Consider the following 16806-nt stretch of genomic DNA (forward strand, 5'->3'; position numbering starts at 1 on the left):
GGGGCACATGGCGCATTCCCGTCCATGTGAACCGTGCCAAGGGGGGCCCGAACCAGGGGCCCGGCAAGGTACCGTCGAATATGAGGCACCAGGAGTAGCTGAACCAAGCACTCCCAGGCGAAGGGGAAGCACCTCGTGGCACGCATCGGTGATGGCGGCGACCTGCTCAAGTGCTCGTTCTGCGGAAAGAGCCAGAAGCAGGTGAAGAAGCTCATCGCGGGACCCGGTGTGTACATCTGCGACGAGTGCATCGACCTCTGCAACGAGATCATCGAGGAAGAACTCGCGGAGACGAGCGAGGTGCGCTGGGAGGAACTCCCCAAGCCCCGCGAGATCTACGAGTTCCTCGAGGGGTACGTCGTCGGGCAGGAGCCCGCGAAGAAGGCCCTCTCGGTCGCGGTGTACAACCACTACAAGCGCGTCCAGGCCGGCGAGAACGGCGGCGCGCAGGGCCGGGACGACGCCATCGAACTGGCGAAGTCCAACATTCTGCTGCTCGGCCCTACGGGCTCCGGGAAGACGCTGCTCGCGCAGACCCTGGCCCGCATGCTCAACGTCCCGTTCGCCATCGCCGACGCGACGGCGCTGACGGAGGCCGGCTATGTCGGCGAGGACGTCGAGAACATCCTGCTCAAGCTGATCCAGGCGGCCGACTACGACGTCAAGAAGGCCGAGACCGGGATCATCTACATCGACGAGATCGACAAGGTCGCCCGTAAGAGCGAAAACCCGTCGATCACGCGCGACGTGAGCGGTGAGGGCGTCCAGCAGGCCCTGCTGAAGATCCTGGAAGGGACGACGGCCTCGGTTCCCCCGCAGGGCGGACGGAAGCACCCGCACCAGGAGTTCATCCAGATCGACACGACGAACGTGCTCTTCATCGTGGGCGGCGCCTTCGCCGGTCTGGAGAAGATCATCGAGTCGCGGGCGGGCGCCAAGGGCATCGGCTTCGGGGCGACCATCCGCTCCAAGCGCGAGATCGAGGCGAGCGACCAGTTCCAGGAGGTCATGCCGGAGGACCTGGTGAAGTTCGGGATGATCCCGGAGTTCATCGGCCGTCTCCCCGTCCTGACCTCGGTCCACAACCTGGACCGCGAGGCGCTCCTCCAGATCCTCGTCGAGCCGCGCAACGCGCTGGTGAAGCAGTACCAGCGCCTCTTCGAACTCGACGGCGTGGAGCTGGACTTCGACCGCCCGGCCCTGGAGGCCATCGCCGACCAGGCGATCCTGCGCGGCACCGGCGCGCGTGGCCTGCGGGCCATCATGGAGGAGGTCCTCCAGTCGGTGATGTACGAGGTCCCGTCCCGCAAGGACGTGGCCCGCGTCGTCATCACGGCCGACGTCGTCCGCAACAACGTCAACCCGACGCTGGTCCCGCGGATCGTGAAGAACGACGGCAGGCACGAGAAGTCCGCCTGAGCCGTAGCCGTAGCCGTACGGACATGTGAAAGGGGCGCCCCGCCGAGACCGGCGGGGCGCCCCTTCTCATGCCAGGCGTCAGGCCCTACGGCATCAGGCCTTGCTGCGGGACGCCTTGTACTGCTGGGCCGTCAGCTCGGCGACCTGGTCCAGGGTCATGCCCTCGCCACCGGTCATCATCGTGGACATGTCCATGGCGTTGACGGCGCCGAGGGTGCTGTAGTCCGCCCAGATGCAGGTGGGCACCGTGAAGGCCTTCGGGCCGGGGGTCGTGCTCTCCTTGGTGCTTTCGATGGTGATCTTCTGGCACTTCATCAGCGCGCCCTCGAAACCGGCCGGCGTCTTCTCCTCCGGGCTGCCGATCGGGGTGACCTTGAGGCCCTCCTCGCCGGACTGGTCCTTCGAGTAGTTCGCGAAGGCGGTGTCGAGCGCCTTCTCCGGGTCGGCGATCTCGCCATACATGCCGTGGAGGCTCATGGACTTGCCCTTGAGCGGGTCGGTCGAGTCGCCGCCCTTGTAGGAGGCCGCGGCCGACTTCGCGTTCGTGATCCCCATGGCCACGGCGCTGGCCTTCTGCTTGTCGTTCATCGTGGTCTGGTCGGCGCCGCTCTTCTTGTACTCGCCGATCGTGGCCGCGGGGGTGATCTTGTACCCCTTGGTGTCGTCGGCGACAGCGCCGTTCCCGCCCCCTCCGCCGAGCAGGAAGTACGCGCCCACACCCAGCGCCGCCACGACCGCGATCGCGCCGATGACGATGCCGGCCTTCGACTTCTTCGGGGCCGGCGGGGGCTGCATGTAGCCGCCCGGGTGCTGCGGGGCGCCGTACGGGGGCTGCTGGCCGTACGGGTTGGGCTGCTGCTGGGGGTAGCCGTACGGGGGCTGCTGCGGCGGCACTCCCTGGGGGGCCTGCTGGGGGTACCCGTAGCCCGGCTGCGGGGCCTGCGGCTGGCCGTACGGGTTCGGCTGCTGCGGCTGGCCGTAGGGGCCGGGCTGCTGACCGTAAGGACCGGGCTGCTGGCCGCCGTACGGGCCGGGCTGGTTGTAGCTCATCGACAGGTTCCCCTCACAGGATGTTTATGCCTGCCGAACATCCTGGCGGAAGCGATGACCATGAAGTGCGGCGGGGCCCACACCGTTACCGAACCAAAGCGTTTCAGGACAAGGCGAGGACACCCCTAAACTGGGCCCGTGACCGAGAACACTCAGCAGCAGACAGCGCCCACCACCGAACTGCCGACGACGTACGCGCCGGCCGAGGTAGAGGGGAAGCTGTACGAGCGCTGGGTAGAGCGCGGGTACTTCGAGGCCGACGCGAAGAGCGAGAAGCCCCCGTACACCATCGTCATCCCGCCGCCGAACGTCACCGGTGCCCTGCACCTGGGCCACGCCTTCCAGGTGACGCTCATGGACGCCCTCACCCGCCGCAAGCGCATGCAGGGCTTCGAGACGCTCTGGTTGCCCGGTATGGACCACGCGGGCATCGCGACCCAGAACAAGGTCGAGCAGCAGCTCGCCGAGGAGGGCAAGTCCCGCCACGACCTGAGCCGCGACCAGTTCGTCGAGCGCGTCTGGCAGTGGAAGGACGAGTACGGCGGCCGCATCCTCGGCCAGCTGCGCCGCCTCGGCGCCGGCCTCGACTGGTCCCGCGAGCGCTTCACCATGGACGAGGGCCTCTCGAAGGCCGTCCAGAAGATCTTCAAGGACCTCTACGAGGACGAGCTGATCTACCGCGCCGAGCGCATCATCAACTGGTGCCCGCGCTGTCTGACGGCCATCTCCGACATCGAGGTCGAGTACCAGGACGACGCCGGCGAGCTCGTCTCCATGACGTACGGCGAGGGCGAGGACACCATCGTCGTCGCCACGACCCGCGCCGAGACGATGCTCGGCGACACCGCCGTCGCCGTCCACCCCGACGACGAGCGGTACAAGCACCTGGTCGGCAAGCAGATCAAGCTGCCGCTGACGGACCGCACCATCCCGGTCGTCGCCGACACCCACGTCGACCCCGAGTTCGGCACCGGCGCCGTCAAGGTGACCCCGGCGCACGACCCGAACGACTTCGAGATCGGCCGCCGCCACGACCTGCCGTCCCTGACGGTCATGGACGAGCACGGCGTCATCACCGTCCACGGCCCCTTCCTCGGCCTGGACCGCTTCGAGGCCCGCTCGGCGATCGTCGGCGCGCTCAAGGAGCAGGGCCGGATCGTCGCCGAGAAGCGCCCGTACATGCACTCCGTCGGCCACTGCTCGCGCTGCAAGACAACCGTCGAGCCGCGCCTGTCGATGCAGTGGTGGGTCAAGGTCGGCCCGCTCGCGCAGGCCGCCGGCGACGCCGTCCGCGACGGCTCCGTCGAGATCCACCCGAAGGAGCTCTCCAAGCGCTACTTCGACTGGGTCGACAACATGCACGACTGGTGCATCTCGCGCCAGCTGTGGTGGGGCCACCGCATCCCGATCTGGTACGGCCCCGAGGGCCAGGTCGTCTGCGTCGGACCCGACGAGGAGCCGCCCGGCACCGAGGCCGAGGGCTGGACCCAGGACCCCGACGTCCTGGACACCTGGTTCTCCTCCGGCCTGTGGCCGTTCTCGACGCTCGGCTGGCCGGAGAAGACCCCGGACCTCGCGAAGTTCTACTCGACCGACGTCCTGCTCACCGGCCACGACATCATCTTCTTCTGGGTCGCCCGGATGATGATGTTCGGCCTGTACGCGATGGACGGCGAGGTCCCCTTCAAGACCGTCGCCCTCACCGGCCTCGTCCGCGACGAGTTCGGCAAGAAGATGTCGAAGTCCAACCCGAACGCCGTCGACCCGCTGGACTGGATGGACGCGTACGGCTCCGACGCCGTCCGCTTCACCCTGGCCAAGGGCGCCAACCCTGGCGCGGACGTCCCGATCGGCGAGGACTGGGTCCAGGCGTCCCGGAACTTCGCCAACAAGATCTGGAACGCGACCCGCTTCGCGATGATGAACGGCGCCACGATCGAGGGTCCGCTGCCGGACGCCTCCGAGATGTCGGCGACCGACCGCTGGATCCTGTCCCGCCTCAACGAGACGGTCGCCCAGGTCGACGCGTACTACGAGGACTTCCAGTTCGCGAAGCTGAGCGAGTCGCTCTACCACTTTGCGTGGGACGAGGTCTTCGCCTGGTACGTCGAGCTGTCGAAGACGACGTTCTTCGCGGGCGGCGAGGGTGCCAAGGTCTCCGGCCGCGTCCTCGGCGAGGTCCTGGACGTCATGCTGCGCCTGCTGCACCCGATCGTCCCGTTCGTCACCGACACCCTGTGGACCACGCTCACCGGTGGCGAGTCCCTCGTCATCGCCGACTGGCCCGAGGACAGCGGCTTCCGTGACAAGGCCGCCGAGCAGGAGATCGAGCTGGTCCAGCGGGTCGTCACCGAGGTCCGCCGCTTCCGCAAGGAGCAGGGCCTCCAGGACGCCCAGAAGGTCCCGGCCCGCCTGACGCTCGACGGCACCCCGCTCGTCGCGCACGAGGCGGCCATCCGCCAGATCCTGCGGCTCCAGCCGGAGGGCGAGGGCTTCTCGGCCACCGCCTCCCTGCCGATCGCCGGTGCCACCGTCGCGCTCGACCTGTCGGGCACGATCGACGTCGCCGCGGAGCGCAAGCGTCTCGCGAAGGACCTCGCGGCCGCCGAGAAGGAGAAGGCGCAGGCCGAGGCGAAGCTCGGCAACGAGGCCTTCCTCGCCAAGGCGCCGGACAACGTCGTGGACAAGATCAAGGGCCGTCTCGCCAAGGCGGACGAGGACATCGCCCGCATCCAGAACCAGCTGGCGAGCCTCCCGCAGGCGTAGCGAGTGACGAGGGGCCCGGAACCGCCATCGGTTCCGGGCCCCTTTCCCGTACCCCCGTACCCCCGGACTCCCGCACCCCCTACCCCTCACGCCTCCGTCGCGACCGGACCGCGTCGCCAGGTGCGGGATCGGCTGGAAGAACATGTACGGGATGCTTCGTGCGCATTTCGGAGTCAAACAGCAATGTGGGCGAAGTGCCCGATCTCACACCGAACGGGACTTCGGGTCCACGGCTCCGGGCCGAAAGACCCTGGATGATGGGAGGCATGCCCCGCCTCCCCGCCGTCCCCGCGCTCCGCCGACGCGTGGACCGGTGGGCCGCGACGCCCCGCGCCCTCGACGTCGTCACCGCGCTGAGCGCCTTCGCGCTCATGGTCCTCGACGTGCCGGGGCTCGCCCGCGCCGACAACTCCCTGACCGGGGTCACCGCGACCCTCGTGCTCGCGGCGGGCGCGGCCACGCTGGTGCTCAGGCGCCGGGCGCCCTGGGTCCCGTACCTCGTGGCGCTCGGGCTGATGGGCTGGGTCCACGAGCTGACGATGATCCAGTTCGCGCTGTACTCGATCGGCCGCTTCCGGGGCCGGCGGGCCGCCGTCGGCGCGACCCTGCTCTACATCCTCGTCGCCTGCGGCTTCTTCCTCACGCCCGGCTGGTCGAACCGGCACGGTGACACCCTGATCGACTTCCTCGGCATCGTCGTCCCGATCGGCGTCCTCGCGGCCGGCGTCGGCATCGCCGCCTACCGGCAGGACCTCGTCAGGGCCCTGGAGGACCAGCGCCGGGACGCCGCCGCGCGGCAGGCCGTGCAGGAGGAGCGGATCTCCGTGGGCCGCGACGTCCACGACCTGGTCGGGCGCGAGCTGACCGTCCTCGCGGTACGGGCCGAGGTCCTCGCCGTACGGGCCAGGGGGGACGCGCACCAGAAGGACTTCGAGGAGCTCGCGGACACCGCCCGCAGGGCCCACCTCATGCTGAACGAGACGATCGTGCGCCGCGTCGACCGGGAGGGCGCCACGCCCGGCCTCGACGGGCTCGCCGCGCTCGCCGAGGAGAGCGAGCGGATGGGCGGGCCGGTCGACCTGACGGTCGCGGCCGAGGCCCGTGCGCTCTCGCCGCTGCGGCAGGCGGCCGTCCACCGGGTCGTCCAGGAGTGCCTGACGAACGCGGCCAAGCACGCGCCCGGCCTGCCGGTGACGGCCGCGATCACGGTCGAGGGGCCCGACCTGCGCATCGAGGTGCGCAACCCGCTGCCGCAGACCCCGCCGGAGCCGTCCCCCGTCTCGACCGGGACGGGGCTGCTCTCCATGGAGGAGCGCGTCACGAGCATGGGCGGGACGCTGAAGGCGGGCGGGGAGGGCGGGGAGTACGTGGTGACGGCACTCCTCCCGACGGGCCTGCCGCGCTGAGAGGCGTACGGCTCCGAGGGAGCCACGAGGGTGCTGCCGAGGGAGCCACGAGGGAGCCGCGAGGGCGCCGCCGAGGCGCCGCCCCCGACCCGTACGGCCTAACGCCCCCGCTCCGCCTTCCCCATGACGCGCTGGAGGCTGTCGAAGTCCTCCACGCACCGGCCCGAGCCCAGCGCCACGCAGTCCAGCGGGCTGTCCGCGACGAAGACGGGGATCTCCGTCGCCGAGGAGAGCCGCAGGTCGAGGCCGGGCAGCAGCGCGCCGCCGCCGGTCAGCACGATCCCGTGCTCCATCACGTCGCCGGAGAGCTCCGGCGGGCACTCCTCCAGCGTCGCCCGCACGGCCGCGATGATCGCCTCCACGGGCTCGTCGAGCGCCTCCCGCACCTCCGGAACGGTCAGTTCGACGGTGCGGGGCAGGCCGCTGACCTTCTCCCGCCCCCGGATCGTGAAGGTGCGCCGCTCCAGCTCCTCGTCGCCGGGGACCGGCCAGGCGGAGCCGATCGCGACCTTGACGTCCTCCGCGGTCCGCTCGCCGATGAGGAGCGAGTGCTCCCTGCGGACGAAGTCGGTGATGGCCGCGTCGAGGCGGTCGCCGCCGACTCGCAGCGACTGGGCCGTGACGATCCCGCCGAGCGAGATGACGGCCACCTCGGTCGTGCCGCCGCCGATGTCGACGACCATCGAGCCGCGCGGGTCGGAGACCGGCAGGCCCGCCCCGATCGCCGCCGCCATCGGCTCCTCGACGAGGTGCACGGCCCGCGCGCCGGCCGAGAGCGAGGCGTGCACGATCGCCCGCCGCTCGACCGGGGTCACCCCGCTCGGCACGCAGACCACCATGCGGGTGCGCGGCCGGCGGCGGCCCGGGACCGCCTTGCGCACGAAGTGCCGGATCATCTCCTCGGCCGCCTCGTAGTCGCTGATCACACCGTCCTTGAGGGGACGGATCGCGCTGATCAAGCCGGGCGTCCGGCCGATCGTCTCCTTCGCCTCCGTGCCGACCGCGAGCGCCTGCCGGGAGCCCTCCTGCACCGCCACCACGGACGGCTCGTTGAGCACGATGCCCTGCCCCCGCGCGTAGAGGAGCGTGTTGGCCGTGCCGAGGTCGATCCCTATGTCCATGATCGCCAAGTTTGCCGGGCCGGTCCGGTGGACGGCGGGTCGAAAGTCCCGAATGGGGTGGGTCCATGGTCCTGTCGGTACCCCTCCGTAGACTGGCCCTGTGAGTGAGCCCCGCGACCCGTTCGACGCGCCCCTGACCCCCGACGCGTTCGACGACATCGTCGACACCGAGACCGACCGCGACCCCGACCTGGCGGTGATCGAGGCCGGCAGCCGCACCCTGCGCACGCAGGGCGGAGCGCCGCAGGGCGATCCCGTGCCGAGCCGCCCCGAGGACCCGGAGCTGGACAAGGCGCTGCGGGACGTCGAGACCGAGCTGTCGACCCGCTGGGGCGAGACCAAGCTGGAGCCCTCGGTCACCCGGATCGCGGCCCTGATGGACGTCCTGGGCGAGCCCCAGCGGGCGTACCCCTCGATCCACATCACCGGCACCAACGGCAAGACGTCGACGGCCCGCATGATCGAGGCCCTCCTCGGCGCCTTCGAGCTGCGCACCGGCCGGTACACCTCGCCGCACGTGCAGACGATCACCGAGCGGATCAGCCTGGACGGCGCCCCGATCTCCGCCGAGCGGTTCATCGAGACGTACCAGGACATCAAGCCGTACGTGGAGCTGGTCGACGCCCGCGAGGAGTACCGCCTCTCCTTCTTCGAGGTCCTCACCGGCATGGCGTACGCGGCCTTCGCCGACGCCCCGGTCGACGTGGCCGTCGTCGAGGTCGGCATGGGCGGCACCTGGGACGCGACCAACGTCATCGACGCGACCGTCGCCGTCGTCACCCCGATCGACCTGGACCACACGGACCGCCTCGGCGGGACCACCGGCGAGATCGCGGCCGAGAAGTCCGGGATCATCAAGAAGGACGCGACCGTCATCCTGGCCCAGCAGCCGGTCGACGCGGCCCAGGTCCTGCTGAAGAAGGCCGTCGGCGAGGACGCCACCGTCGCCCGCGAGGGCATGGAGTTCGGCGTCGTCTCCCGCGAGGTCGCGGTCGGCGGACAGCTCCTCACCCTGCGCGGCCTCGGCGGCGAGTACGAGGAGGTCTTCCTGCCGCTGCACGGCGCCTACCAGGCACACAACGCGGCGGTCGCGCTCGCCGCGGTCGAGGCCTTCTTCGGCATCGGCGCGCAGCACGCCAGGACCCTGGACGTCGACACGGTCCGCCGGGCCTTCGCCCAGGTGGCCTCGCCCGGCCGCCTGGAGATCGTCCGCTCCTCGCCGACCGTCATCCTCGACGCCGCGCACAACCCGCACGGCGCGCGCGCCACGGCGGAGGGCGTCAGCGAGGCCTTCGGCTTCTCGCGGCTCATCGGTGTCGTCTCCACCAGCGGGGACAAGGACGCCCGGGGTCTCCTGGAGGCCTTCGAGCCGATCTTCGCGGAGGTCGTGATCACGGCGAACTCCAACCCGCGGGCCACGGACGTCGACGCGCTCGCCGCGATCGCGGTCGAGGTCTTCGGCGAGGACCGGGTCGTCGTGGAGCCCCGGCTGCCCGACGCGCTGGAGGCGGCCATCACCCTCGCGGAGGAAGAGGCCGAGTACGGCGGCGCCGGCGTCCTCGTGACCGGTTCGATCTTCACGGTCGGCGACGCCCGACTGCTGCTGCGGCGAAGGGGCTGAACCGATGCGCGTGCTCTGTTCCTCCACCCTCATCGGCGAGTTCTTCGTGATCGGCTTCGCCGGTCTCGTCGCCATGAAGGACGACAGCCTGTCGACGTCCACCGTCTGGTGGGTCTGCGGCGCGGCGATGGTCCTTTCGGTGCTGCTCTGCGGGATGGTCACCCGTCCCGGTGGCGTGCAGCTCGGCTGGGCCCTCCAGATCGGCCTGATCGCCAGCGGCTTCTTCGTCCCGGTGATGTACGTGCTCGGGGCGGCCTTCGCCGTCCTGTGGTGGTGCTCCGTGCACTACGGCCGCAAGGTCGACGCCATCAAGGCCCGTTGGGCGGAGCAGGCGGAGGCGGCGGAGGCGACGGCGCCGGCCGGGCAGACCGCTTAGGGCCCGTCCGGCCGGTTTTGTGCACGGCAGGGCCTGACGCTGCGTAATCGGTGGGCGGGCGGGCCCTGTAGCCTCGGAGGCCCGCACACCGCTTTTCCGAAGGAGTTCCCCCGTGAGCCAGCGCACGCTCGTCCTGCTCAAGCCCGACGCCGTCCGCCGTGGCCTGGTCGGCGAGATCATCGGCCGCATCGAGCGCAAGGCCGGCTGGACCCTCGCGGCCCTGGAGCTGCGCGAGCTGGACCAGGAGACCCTGGAGCAGCACTACGGCGAGCACAAGGGCAAGCCCTTCTACGAGCCGCTGATGGGCTTCATGTCCTCCGGTCCGGTCGTCGCGCTCGTGGTCGAGGGCGAGCGGGTCATCGAGGGCGTCCGCCAGCTGGCCGGCCCGACCGACCCGATCGCCGCCCAGCCCGGCTCCATCCGCGGCGACTTCGGCACCATCGTCCGCGAGAACCTCATCCACGCCTCGGACTCCGAGGAGTCGGCCGAGCGCGAGCTGAAGATCTTCTTCCCGGGTCTCGTCTGACCCGACGAGCCGGTCGGATCATCCGATCGGCGCAACGCCGTGGGGCGACCGGAGGAATTTCGGTCGCCCCCAGGCATATGAACGCCAATCCCGGGAACGGATCGCCGCGATCTGCCGTCACCTGTACATGAGGTGGACCACCGCGCGGCATGCGTGCGGGCGGCACTACGATGGAAAACTCCACGCCGCACCACCCTCCGCCATGGGAAATCAAGGGGAGCTCAATGTCGTTCATCGGCCGTGACATGGCTGTCGACCTCGGGACCGCCAACACGCTGGTGTACGTCAGGGGGCGGGGCATCGTTCTGAACGAGCCGTCCGTCGTCGCGATCAACACCAACACCGGCGGCATTCTCGCGGTGGGCGCAGAGGCGAAGAAGATGATCGGCCGGACGCCCGGCAACATCGTCGCCGTCCGCCCGCTCAAGGACGGCGTGATCGCCGACTTCGAGATCACCGAGCGGATGCTCCGCTACTTCATCCTCAAGATCCACAAGCGTCGTTACCTGGCCCGCCCCCGCGTCGTCGTCTGCGTGCCCTCCGGCATCACCGGGGTCGAGCGCCGCGCCGTGATCGAGGCGTCGACGCAGGCCGGTGCCCGCCAGGTGCACATCATCGAGGAGCCCATGGCGGCGGCCATCGGCTCGGGCCTCCCCGTCCACGAGGCCACCGGCAACATGGTCGTCGACATCGGCGGCGGCACCACCGAGGTCGCCGTCATCTCCCTCGGCGGAATCGTCACGGCACAGTCGATCCGGGTCGCCGGCGACGAGCTGGACAACGCGATCATCCAGCACATCAAGAAGGAGTACTCCCTCCTCCTCGGTGAGCGGACCGCCGAGCAGATCAAGATCACCATCGGCTCCGCCTACGACCTCGACCAGGACGAGCACACCGAGATTCGCGGCCGCGACCTCGTCTCCGGCCTCCCGAAGACGGTCGTCATCTCCGCCGCCGAGGTCCGCAAGGCCATCGAGGAGCCGGTCAACGCGATCGTCGACGCCGTCAAGACGACCCTCGACAAGTGCCCGCCGGAGCTCTCCGGTGACGTCATGGACCGCGGCATCGTTCTCACGGGTGGCGGCGCCCTGCTGCGCGGCCTGGACGAGCGACTCCGCCGCGAGACCGGCATGCCGATCCACATCGCCGAGGACCCGCTGGACTCGGTGGCGCTCGGATCCGGCAAGTGCGTGGAGGAGTTCGAGGCCCTCCAGCAGGTCCTGGACGCCCAGCCGCGCCGCTAGCCGTACCGCCGCCTCACCCGTTCGGCCGAGCGGCGGCGGCGGAGTTCGCACCACAGCACAGCCGTACACCAGCACAGCCGTACACCGGCAGAAGCCGCACAACAGCACAGCCGTACAACCGCACCACCGGACCACGAGGAAAGGCACGGCCGCCGCACGTGAGGGACACACGAGAGAGCCGGCTGCTCCTGGTGCTGCTGATCGCCATCGCGTTCGCACTGATCACGGTGGACATCCGCGGCGGCCAGGAGTCACCCGTCGACGGTGCCCGACAGGCCGCCGCGGCGGTCTTCGGGCCTGTCGAGAACGGTGTGGCGGCCGCCGTCGACCCCATCGGCAACGCCATAGGCGCGGTGCGCGACTCGGGGGAGCGGAACACCCGGATCGCCGCCCTGGAGAAGGAGAACGCCGAGCTCAAGGCGGAGCTCGGCAGCGACGACCGCAACCGCAACCGGCTGCGCGAACTCGACTCCATGCTCAAGACCGCCGGAGCGGGCCAGTACGGCATCAAGGGCGCCCAGGTCGTCGCCATAGGAGCGGCCCAGGGCTTCTCCTGGACCGTCACCATCGACGTCGGCGCCCGCGACGGCATCAAGCGGGACATGACCGTGCTCAACGGGTCCGGACTCGTCGGCCGCGTCACCACCGTCGGCCCGTCGACCTCCACGGTCCTCCTCGCCAACGACCCCGACTTCACCGTCGGCACGCGCATGGAGAAGACCGACGAGCTCGGCTTCGCCACCGGCCAGGGCAACGGCCCGCTCCTCGTCCAGCTGCTCAACGGCAAGGCGAAGGTCCAGCCGGGCGACCGGCTCGTCACCTTCGGCTCGGCCGGTGACAAGCCGTTCGTGCCCGGCGTCCCCGTCGGGGAGATCGTGCGCGTCGACCCGGCGGGCGGCGGCCTGACCCGTAACGTCCACGTCCGTCCGTACGTCGGCTTCAGCCGGCTCGACATCGTCGGCGTCGTCGTCCAGGCCCCCCGCTCGGACCCCCGCGACATGGTCCTCCCGCAGAAGCCGAAGCCCGCGCCGACCATGACGGTCACGGTCACGCCGACACCGCCCCCGAACGCGGACGGACAGCAGGCCGACCAGAACGCGGCGAACCAGAACGCCGCCGACCAGAACCCGGCGAACCAGCCGAACGACAACCAGCAGAACCAGAACCAGGGGGACGCGACACCGTGAAGTTCAACCGCATCCTCCTCTCCGCGACCCTGATCGTCGTCGCGCTCGTCGTCCAGGTCTCCGTCCTCGGCCGCCTCCAACTCCCCGGCGCCGTCCCCGACCTGGTCCTCCTCACCGTCGTCGCGCTCGCCCTGGTCTACGGCCCGCTCAGCGGCTGCCTGATCGGCTTCACCGCCGGTCTCCTCGCCGACCTCGCGCCGCCCGCCGACCACGCCGTCGGCCGCTACGCGCTCGTGCTCTGCGTCATCGGCTACCTCGTCGGCCTCGCCCGGCCCGACAACGGCCGACTGACCTCCGCCGTCGGCCCCATGGCCGTCGTCGTGGCCGCCGCCCTCGGCTCCACCCTCCTGTACGCGGGAGTGGGCGCGCTCGTCGGCGACACCGCCGCCCGCCATGTCGGCCTCGGCTTCCTGCTGTTCACCGCGGCCGTCTACGACCTGCTCCTCGCGCCCTTCGTCGTCCCGCTCGTCATGGCCCTGGCCCGCAGAGCCGAGAACGACCCGGTCGCCGACGCGACCGGGGCGGGCGGCGCCGACGTCTCCTCCGGGTGGCTCTCCTCCGGCACCGGCCTGCGCATCGGCGAGCAGCGCGGCGGCCTGCGCGTGAAGGCGGCCCGCGGCCGCGCCACGCGGGCCGGCCGCATCAAGGGAGTCAAGCGACTGTGACCGAGGGGGCCCTCGCACCATGAGCAACATCCCCGAGACCGGGCGGACCCCGCGGGTCCAGATCCGGCTCGTCATCATCCAGATCCTGGTCTTCTCGCTGCTCCTGACCCTGGGGGGCCGCCTCTGGTACCTCCAGATCCGCAACGGCAAGGAGTACACGGACGAGGCGAAGAACAACCACGTCCAGCAGGTCGTCCAGCCGGCCGTCCGCGGCTCGATCCTCGACGCCCGCGGCGTGCCGATCGCCGACAACGAGACCCGCCTCGTCGTCTCCGCCTCCCGCACCGAGATGATGAAGATGAAGGACCGAGGCAAGGCGGTCCTGACCCGGCTCGCGGGCGTCCTGGAGATGAGGCCCGAGGACGTCATCAACAAGATCCGGCTGTGCGACTCGCAGACGCCGAAGCCCTGCTGGAACGGTTCCCCGTACCAGCCGATCCCGGTGACCGACGAGGCCACCACCCAGCAGGCGCTGACCATCCGCGAGGCCTCCGAGGACTTCCCCGGCATCACCGCCGAGCCCACCGCCGTCCGCCGCTACCCCGCGCCCGGCAAGGCCCGTACGGCCCAGGTGCTCGGCTACCTCTCGCCCGTCACCGACGGCGAGATCGAGAAGGCCAAGGACACCGACTCGCCGTTCCTCCGCTCCGACCAGGTCGGCCGCTCCGGCATCGAGCGCACCTACGACAAGGAGCTGCGCGGCAAGGCCGGCGTCACCCGGTACGAGGTCGACAACCTCGGGCGCGTGATGGGGCAGACGAAGTCCGACCCGGGCGTCGCCGGCTCCACCCTGGTCACGAGCATCGACGCCCGCGTCCAGGCCGTCGCCGAGTACGAGCTCAGCGAGGCCATGAAGGCCGTCAGGAACGAGACCGACAAGATCACCGGCCGGAAGTACGAGGCCGACGCCGGCGCCGTCGTCGTCATGGAGTCGAAGACCGGCCGGGTCGTCGCGATGGCCTCCCAGCCCGACTACGACCCCAACGCCTGGGTCGGCGGCATCTCCGCGAACGACTACGCGGCCCTGACGAGCAAGGACTCCAACTACCCGCTGCTCAACCGGGCCATCCAGGGCCAGGCGGCGGCCGGCTCCATCTTCAAGGTGGTCTCCGCGAGCGCCGCCGTCCGGGCCGGTCACAAGTTCGACGACAAGTACAACTGCAGCAGCTCGTACAGCCTCGGCAGCCGCAGCTTCGCCAACTTCGAGTCCAAGGGGCACGGCCCCATCACCCTCGGCGAGGCGCTCAAGTTCTCCTGCAACACCGTCTTCTACGCCCTCGGCCACCAGGAGTGGCAGAAGGACGGCGGGATAAAGCCCACCAAGGATGCCAAGGACTGGTTCTACACGACCGCCCGCGACTTCGGCCTCGGCTCCGAGACCGGCATCGACCTGCCCAACGAGGTCAAGGGCCGCATCCCCGACCGGAAGTGGAAGCAGGACTTCTGGGCGGCGAACAAGGACGCCTGGTGCAAGCAGGGCAAGAAGGGCGGCACGTACGTCGAGCAGATCGCGTACGAGAGCTGCCTCGAAGGCAACCAGCTGAAGGCGTACGACAGCATCAACTTCGCCATCGGCCAGGGTGACGTCCTCGTCACGCCCATCCAGATGGCCACCGCCTACGCCGCCATCTCCAACGGCGGCACGCTCTACAACCCCACCGTCGGCAAGGCCGTCGTCAGCCCCGACGGCAAGTCCGTCCGCGAGATCAAGCCCACGCCGCACGGCAGGCTGCCCGTCGACGCCCAGACCATCAGCGACCTCGACAAGGGCCTGCGGTCCGTCGTCGAGCCCGGCGGCACGGCGGCCTGGCGGTTCGGCGGCTGGCCGCAGGACAAGATCCCGATGCACGCCAAGACGGGTACGGCCCAGGTGTACGGCAAGCAGACGACGTCCTGGCTGGCGACGTACACCAAGGACTTCACGATCGTCATGACGATCTCCCAGGGCGGCACCGGCTCCGGCGCCTCCGGCCCCGCCGTGCGCAACATCTACGACGCCATCTACGGCCTCGACGACGCCGGGAACCAGGACCTCAAGCGGGCCCTGCTGCCGCAGCCGCAGAAGTCCCTGCCGAAGATCAACGCGGACGGCACCATCGACGCCCCCTCCATCAAGGCGTACGACCCCAAGTCCCAGCTCGTCGACCCCGAAGCGCCGGGCGGCGGGACGAAGCCGGTCGCGGGCCCGCCCGCCCACCTGAGGGACTGAGGGACTGAGGACCGACACCATGACGACCCGTACCTTCTCCGTCTCCCGCTACACCCCCGACCGCGGGCCGGTCGCGCGTCTCACCGCCCGCGACTCGGTCCTGCGGCGGCTCGACTGGCCGATCCTGCTCTCCGCCCTCACGCTCTCCGTCCTGGGCGCGCTCCTCGTCTGGTCCGCGACCCGCGGGCGCACCGAGCTCAACAACGGCGACCCGTACTACTTCCTCTTCCGCCACCTGCTCAACACCGGCATCGGGGTCGCCCTGATGATCGGCACGATCTGGCTCGGCCACCGGACGCTGCGCGGCGCGGTGCCGATCCTCTACGCGTTCTCGATCCTGCTGATCCTCGCCGTCCTCACCCCGCTCGGCGCGACCATCAACGGCGCGCACGCGTGGATCGTGGTCGGCGGCGGCTTCTCGCTCCAGCCCAGCGAGTTCGTCAAGATCACGATCATCCTCGTCATGGCGATGCTGCTCGCGGCCAAGGTCGACGCGGGCGACCAGCTCCACCCCGACCACCGGACCGTCGCCAAGGCGCTGCTCCTCGCCGCGCTCCCCATGGGCATCGTCATGCTGATGCCCGACCTCGGCTCGGTCATGGTCATGGCCGTGATCGTCCTCGGCGTGCTGCTCGCCTCCGGCGCGTCCAACCGCTGGGTCCTCGGACTCATCGGCGCGGGCGTCGGCGGGGCGGTGCTCGTCACCGCGCTCGGGATGCTCGACGAGTACCAGATCAACCGCTTCGCCGCCTTCGCCAACCCCGACCTCGACCCCTCGGGCGTCGGCTACAACACGAACCAGGCGCGCATCGCGATCGGCTCGGGAGGGCTGCTCGGCGAGGGCCTCTTCAAGGGCCACCAGACCAGCGGCCAGTTCGTCCCCGAACAGCAGACCGACTTCATCTACACGGTCGCGGGGGAGGAGCTGGGCTTCGTCGGCGCGGGCCTGATCCTCGTCCTCCTCGGCGTCATCCTCTGGCGCGCCTGCCGCATCGCCCGCGAGACCACCGAGCTGTACGGCACGATCGTCGCCGCCGGCATCATCGCCTGGTTCGCCTTCCAGTCCTTCGAGAACATCGGCATGACCCTCGGCATCATGCCGGTCGCGGGACTGCCGCTGCCGTTCGTCTCGTACGGCGGCTCGTCGATGTTCGCGGTGTGGGTGGCGGTCGGACTGCTCCAGTCGATCAGGGTGCAGCGACCCATAACGGCCTGA

The 16806-nt window shown here is 70.2% G+C and carries 13 protein-coding genes; 11 read left to right on the forward strand and 2 right to left on the reverse strand.

Annotated elements, in window-relative coordinates; all coding sequences use genetic code 11:
* Window positions 1-135: 135 nt before the first annotated feature.
* The gene (clpX, locus tag AB0G79_RS07215) at window positions 136-1419 is read left to right on the forward strand and encodes an ATP-dependent Clp protease ATP-binding subunit ClpX (protein WP_015033605.1); all 1284 of its coding nucleotides are present in this window, start codon (window positions 136-138) and stop codon (window positions 1417-1419) included.
* A gap of 93 nt (window positions 1420-1512) precedes the next feature.
* Here the strand turns inward: clpX and AB0G79_RS07220 are convergent, their stop codons facing one another.
* Window positions 1513-2469: a hypothetical protein gene (locus tag AB0G79_RS07220; protein WP_360801456.1), complete on the reverse strand. Its 957-nt coding sequence runs from the start codon at window positions 2467-2469 to the stop codon at window positions 1513-1515.
* A 138-nt stretch (window positions 2470-2607) separates the two neighbouring features.
* Here AB0G79_RS07220 and AB0G79_RS07225 point away from each other — a divergent pair, with 138 nt between their 5' ends.
* A complete protein-coding gene (locus tag AB0G79_RS07225) occupies window positions 2608-5235 on the forward strand; it encodes a valine--tRNA ligase (protein ID WP_360801459.1) in 2628 nt (875 codons plus the stop codon).
* 266 nt (window positions 5236-5501) lie between these two features.
* Window positions 5502-6641 (forward strand): ATP-binding protein, encoded by a 1140-nt coding sequence (locus AB0G79_RS07230; protein WP_360801462.1) that lies wholly within the window; start codon window positions 5502-5504, stop codon window positions 6639-6641.
* 98 nt (window positions 6642-6739) lie between these two features.
* On the opposite strand, the gene AB0G79_RS07235 is transcribed toward AB0G79_RS07230, so the two are convergent.
* Window positions 6740-7762, reverse strand: a complete 1023-nt coding sequence (locus tag AB0G79_RS07235; protein WP_360801465.1) for a rod shape-determining protein — start codon at window positions 7760-7762, stop codon at window positions 6740-6742.
* 100 nt (window positions 7763-7862) lie between these two features.
* On the opposite strand from AB0G79_RS07235, the gene AB0G79_RS07240 reads away from it, so the two are divergent.
* The 8 genes from AB0G79_RS07240 (at window position 7863) to rodA (ending at window position 16806) form a co-directional block, all read left to right on the forward strand.
* A complete protein-coding gene (locus AB0G79_RS07240; protein WP_360801468.1) occupies window positions 7863-9383 on the forward strand; it encodes a folylpolyglutamate synthase/dihydrofolate synthase family protein in 1521 nt (506 codons plus the stop codon).
* A 4-nt stretch (window positions 9384-9387) separates the two neighbouring features.
* Window positions 9388-9759 (forward strand): DUF4233 domain-containing protein, encoded by a 372-nt coding sequence (locus AB0G79_RS07245; RefSeq protein ID WP_360801471.1) that lies wholly within the window; start codon window positions 9388-9390, stop codon window positions 9757-9759.
* A gap of 112 nt (window positions 9760-9871) precedes the next feature.
* The gene (gene ndk / locus AB0G79_RS07250; RefSeq protein WP_360801474.1) at window positions 9872-10285 is read left to right on the forward strand and encodes a nucleoside-diphosphate kinase; all 414 of its coding nucleotides are present in this window, start codon (window positions 9872-9874) and stop codon (window positions 10283-10285) included.
* A gap of 224 nt (window positions 10286-10509) precedes the next feature.
* A complete protein-coding gene (locus AB0G79_RS07255) occupies window positions 10510-11529 on the forward strand; it encodes a rod shape-determining protein (RefSeq protein WP_046905593.1) in 1020 nt (339 codons plus the stop codon).
* Window positions 11530-11687: 158 nt separating this feature from the next.
* The gene (gene mreC / locus AB0G79_RS07260; RefSeq protein WP_360801477.1) at window positions 11688-12716 is read left to right on the forward strand and encodes a rod shape-determining protein MreC; all 1029 of its coding nucleotides are present in this window, start codon (window positions 11688-11690) and stop codon (window positions 12714-12716) included.
* Window positions 12713-13381: a rod shape-determining protein MreD gene (gene mreD, locus AB0G79_RS07265; RefSeq protein ID WP_360801480.1), complete on the forward strand. Its 669-nt coding sequence runs from the start codon at window positions 12713-12715 to the stop codon at window positions 13379-13381. The genes mreC and mreD overlap by 4 nt, the downstream gene beginning before the upstream one ends.
* 19 nt (window positions 13382-13400) lie before the next feature.
* Window positions 13401-15590 carry a penicillin-binding protein 2 gene (mrdA, locus tag AB0G79_RS07270; RefSeq protein WP_360801483.1) on the forward strand — a complete coding sequence of 730 codons (2190 nt, stop codon included), beginning with the start codon at window positions 13401-13403 and terminating at the stop codon, window positions 15588-15590.
* A gap of 19 nt (window positions 15591-15609) precedes the next feature.
* Window positions 15610-16806, forward strand: coding sequence for a rod shape-determining protein RodA (gene rodA, locus AB0G79_RS07275; protein WP_360801486.1), 1197 nt, complete (start codon window positions 15610-15612; stop codon window positions 16804-16806).

The organism is Streptomyces sp. NPDC020807, assembly GCF_040641575.1.
Taxonomy (GTDB): domain Bacteria; phylum Actinomycetota; class Actinomycetes; order Streptomycetales; family Streptomycetaceae; genus Streptomyces.

What these genes read in the sequence shown, in the direction of transcription:
- AB0G79_RS07220 (WP_360801456.1), bottom strand. Translation starts at nt 2,469, where the DNA reads ATGAGCTACAACCAGCCCGGCCCGTACGGCGGCCAGCAGCCCGGTCCT.
- AB0G79_RS07230 (WP_360801462.1), top strand. Translation starts at nt 5,502, where the DNA reads ATGCCCCGCCTCCCCGCCGTCCCCGCGCTCCGCCGACGCGTGGACCGG.
- AB0G79_RS07235 (WP_360801465.1), bottom strand. Translation starts at nt 7,762, where the DNA reads ATGGACATAGGGATCGACCTCGGCACGGCCAACACGCTCCTCTACGCG.
- AB0G79_RS07245 (WP_360801471.1), top strand. Translation starts at nt 9,388, where the DNA reads ATGCGCGTGCTCTGTTCCTCCACCCTCATCGGCGAGTTCTTCGTGATC.
- AB0G79_RS07255 (WP_046905593.1), top strand. Translation starts at nt 10,510, where the DNA reads ATGTCGTTCATCGGCCGTGACATGGCTGTCGACCTCGGGACCGCCAAC.
- mrdA (WP_360801483.1), top strand. Translation starts at nt 13,401, where the DNA reads ATGAGCAACATCCCCGAGACCGGGCGGACCCCGCGGGTCCAGATCCGG.
- rodA (WP_360801486.1), top strand. Translation starts at nt 15,610, where the DNA reads ATGACGACCCGTACCTTCTCCGTCTCCCGCTACACCCCCGACCGCGGG.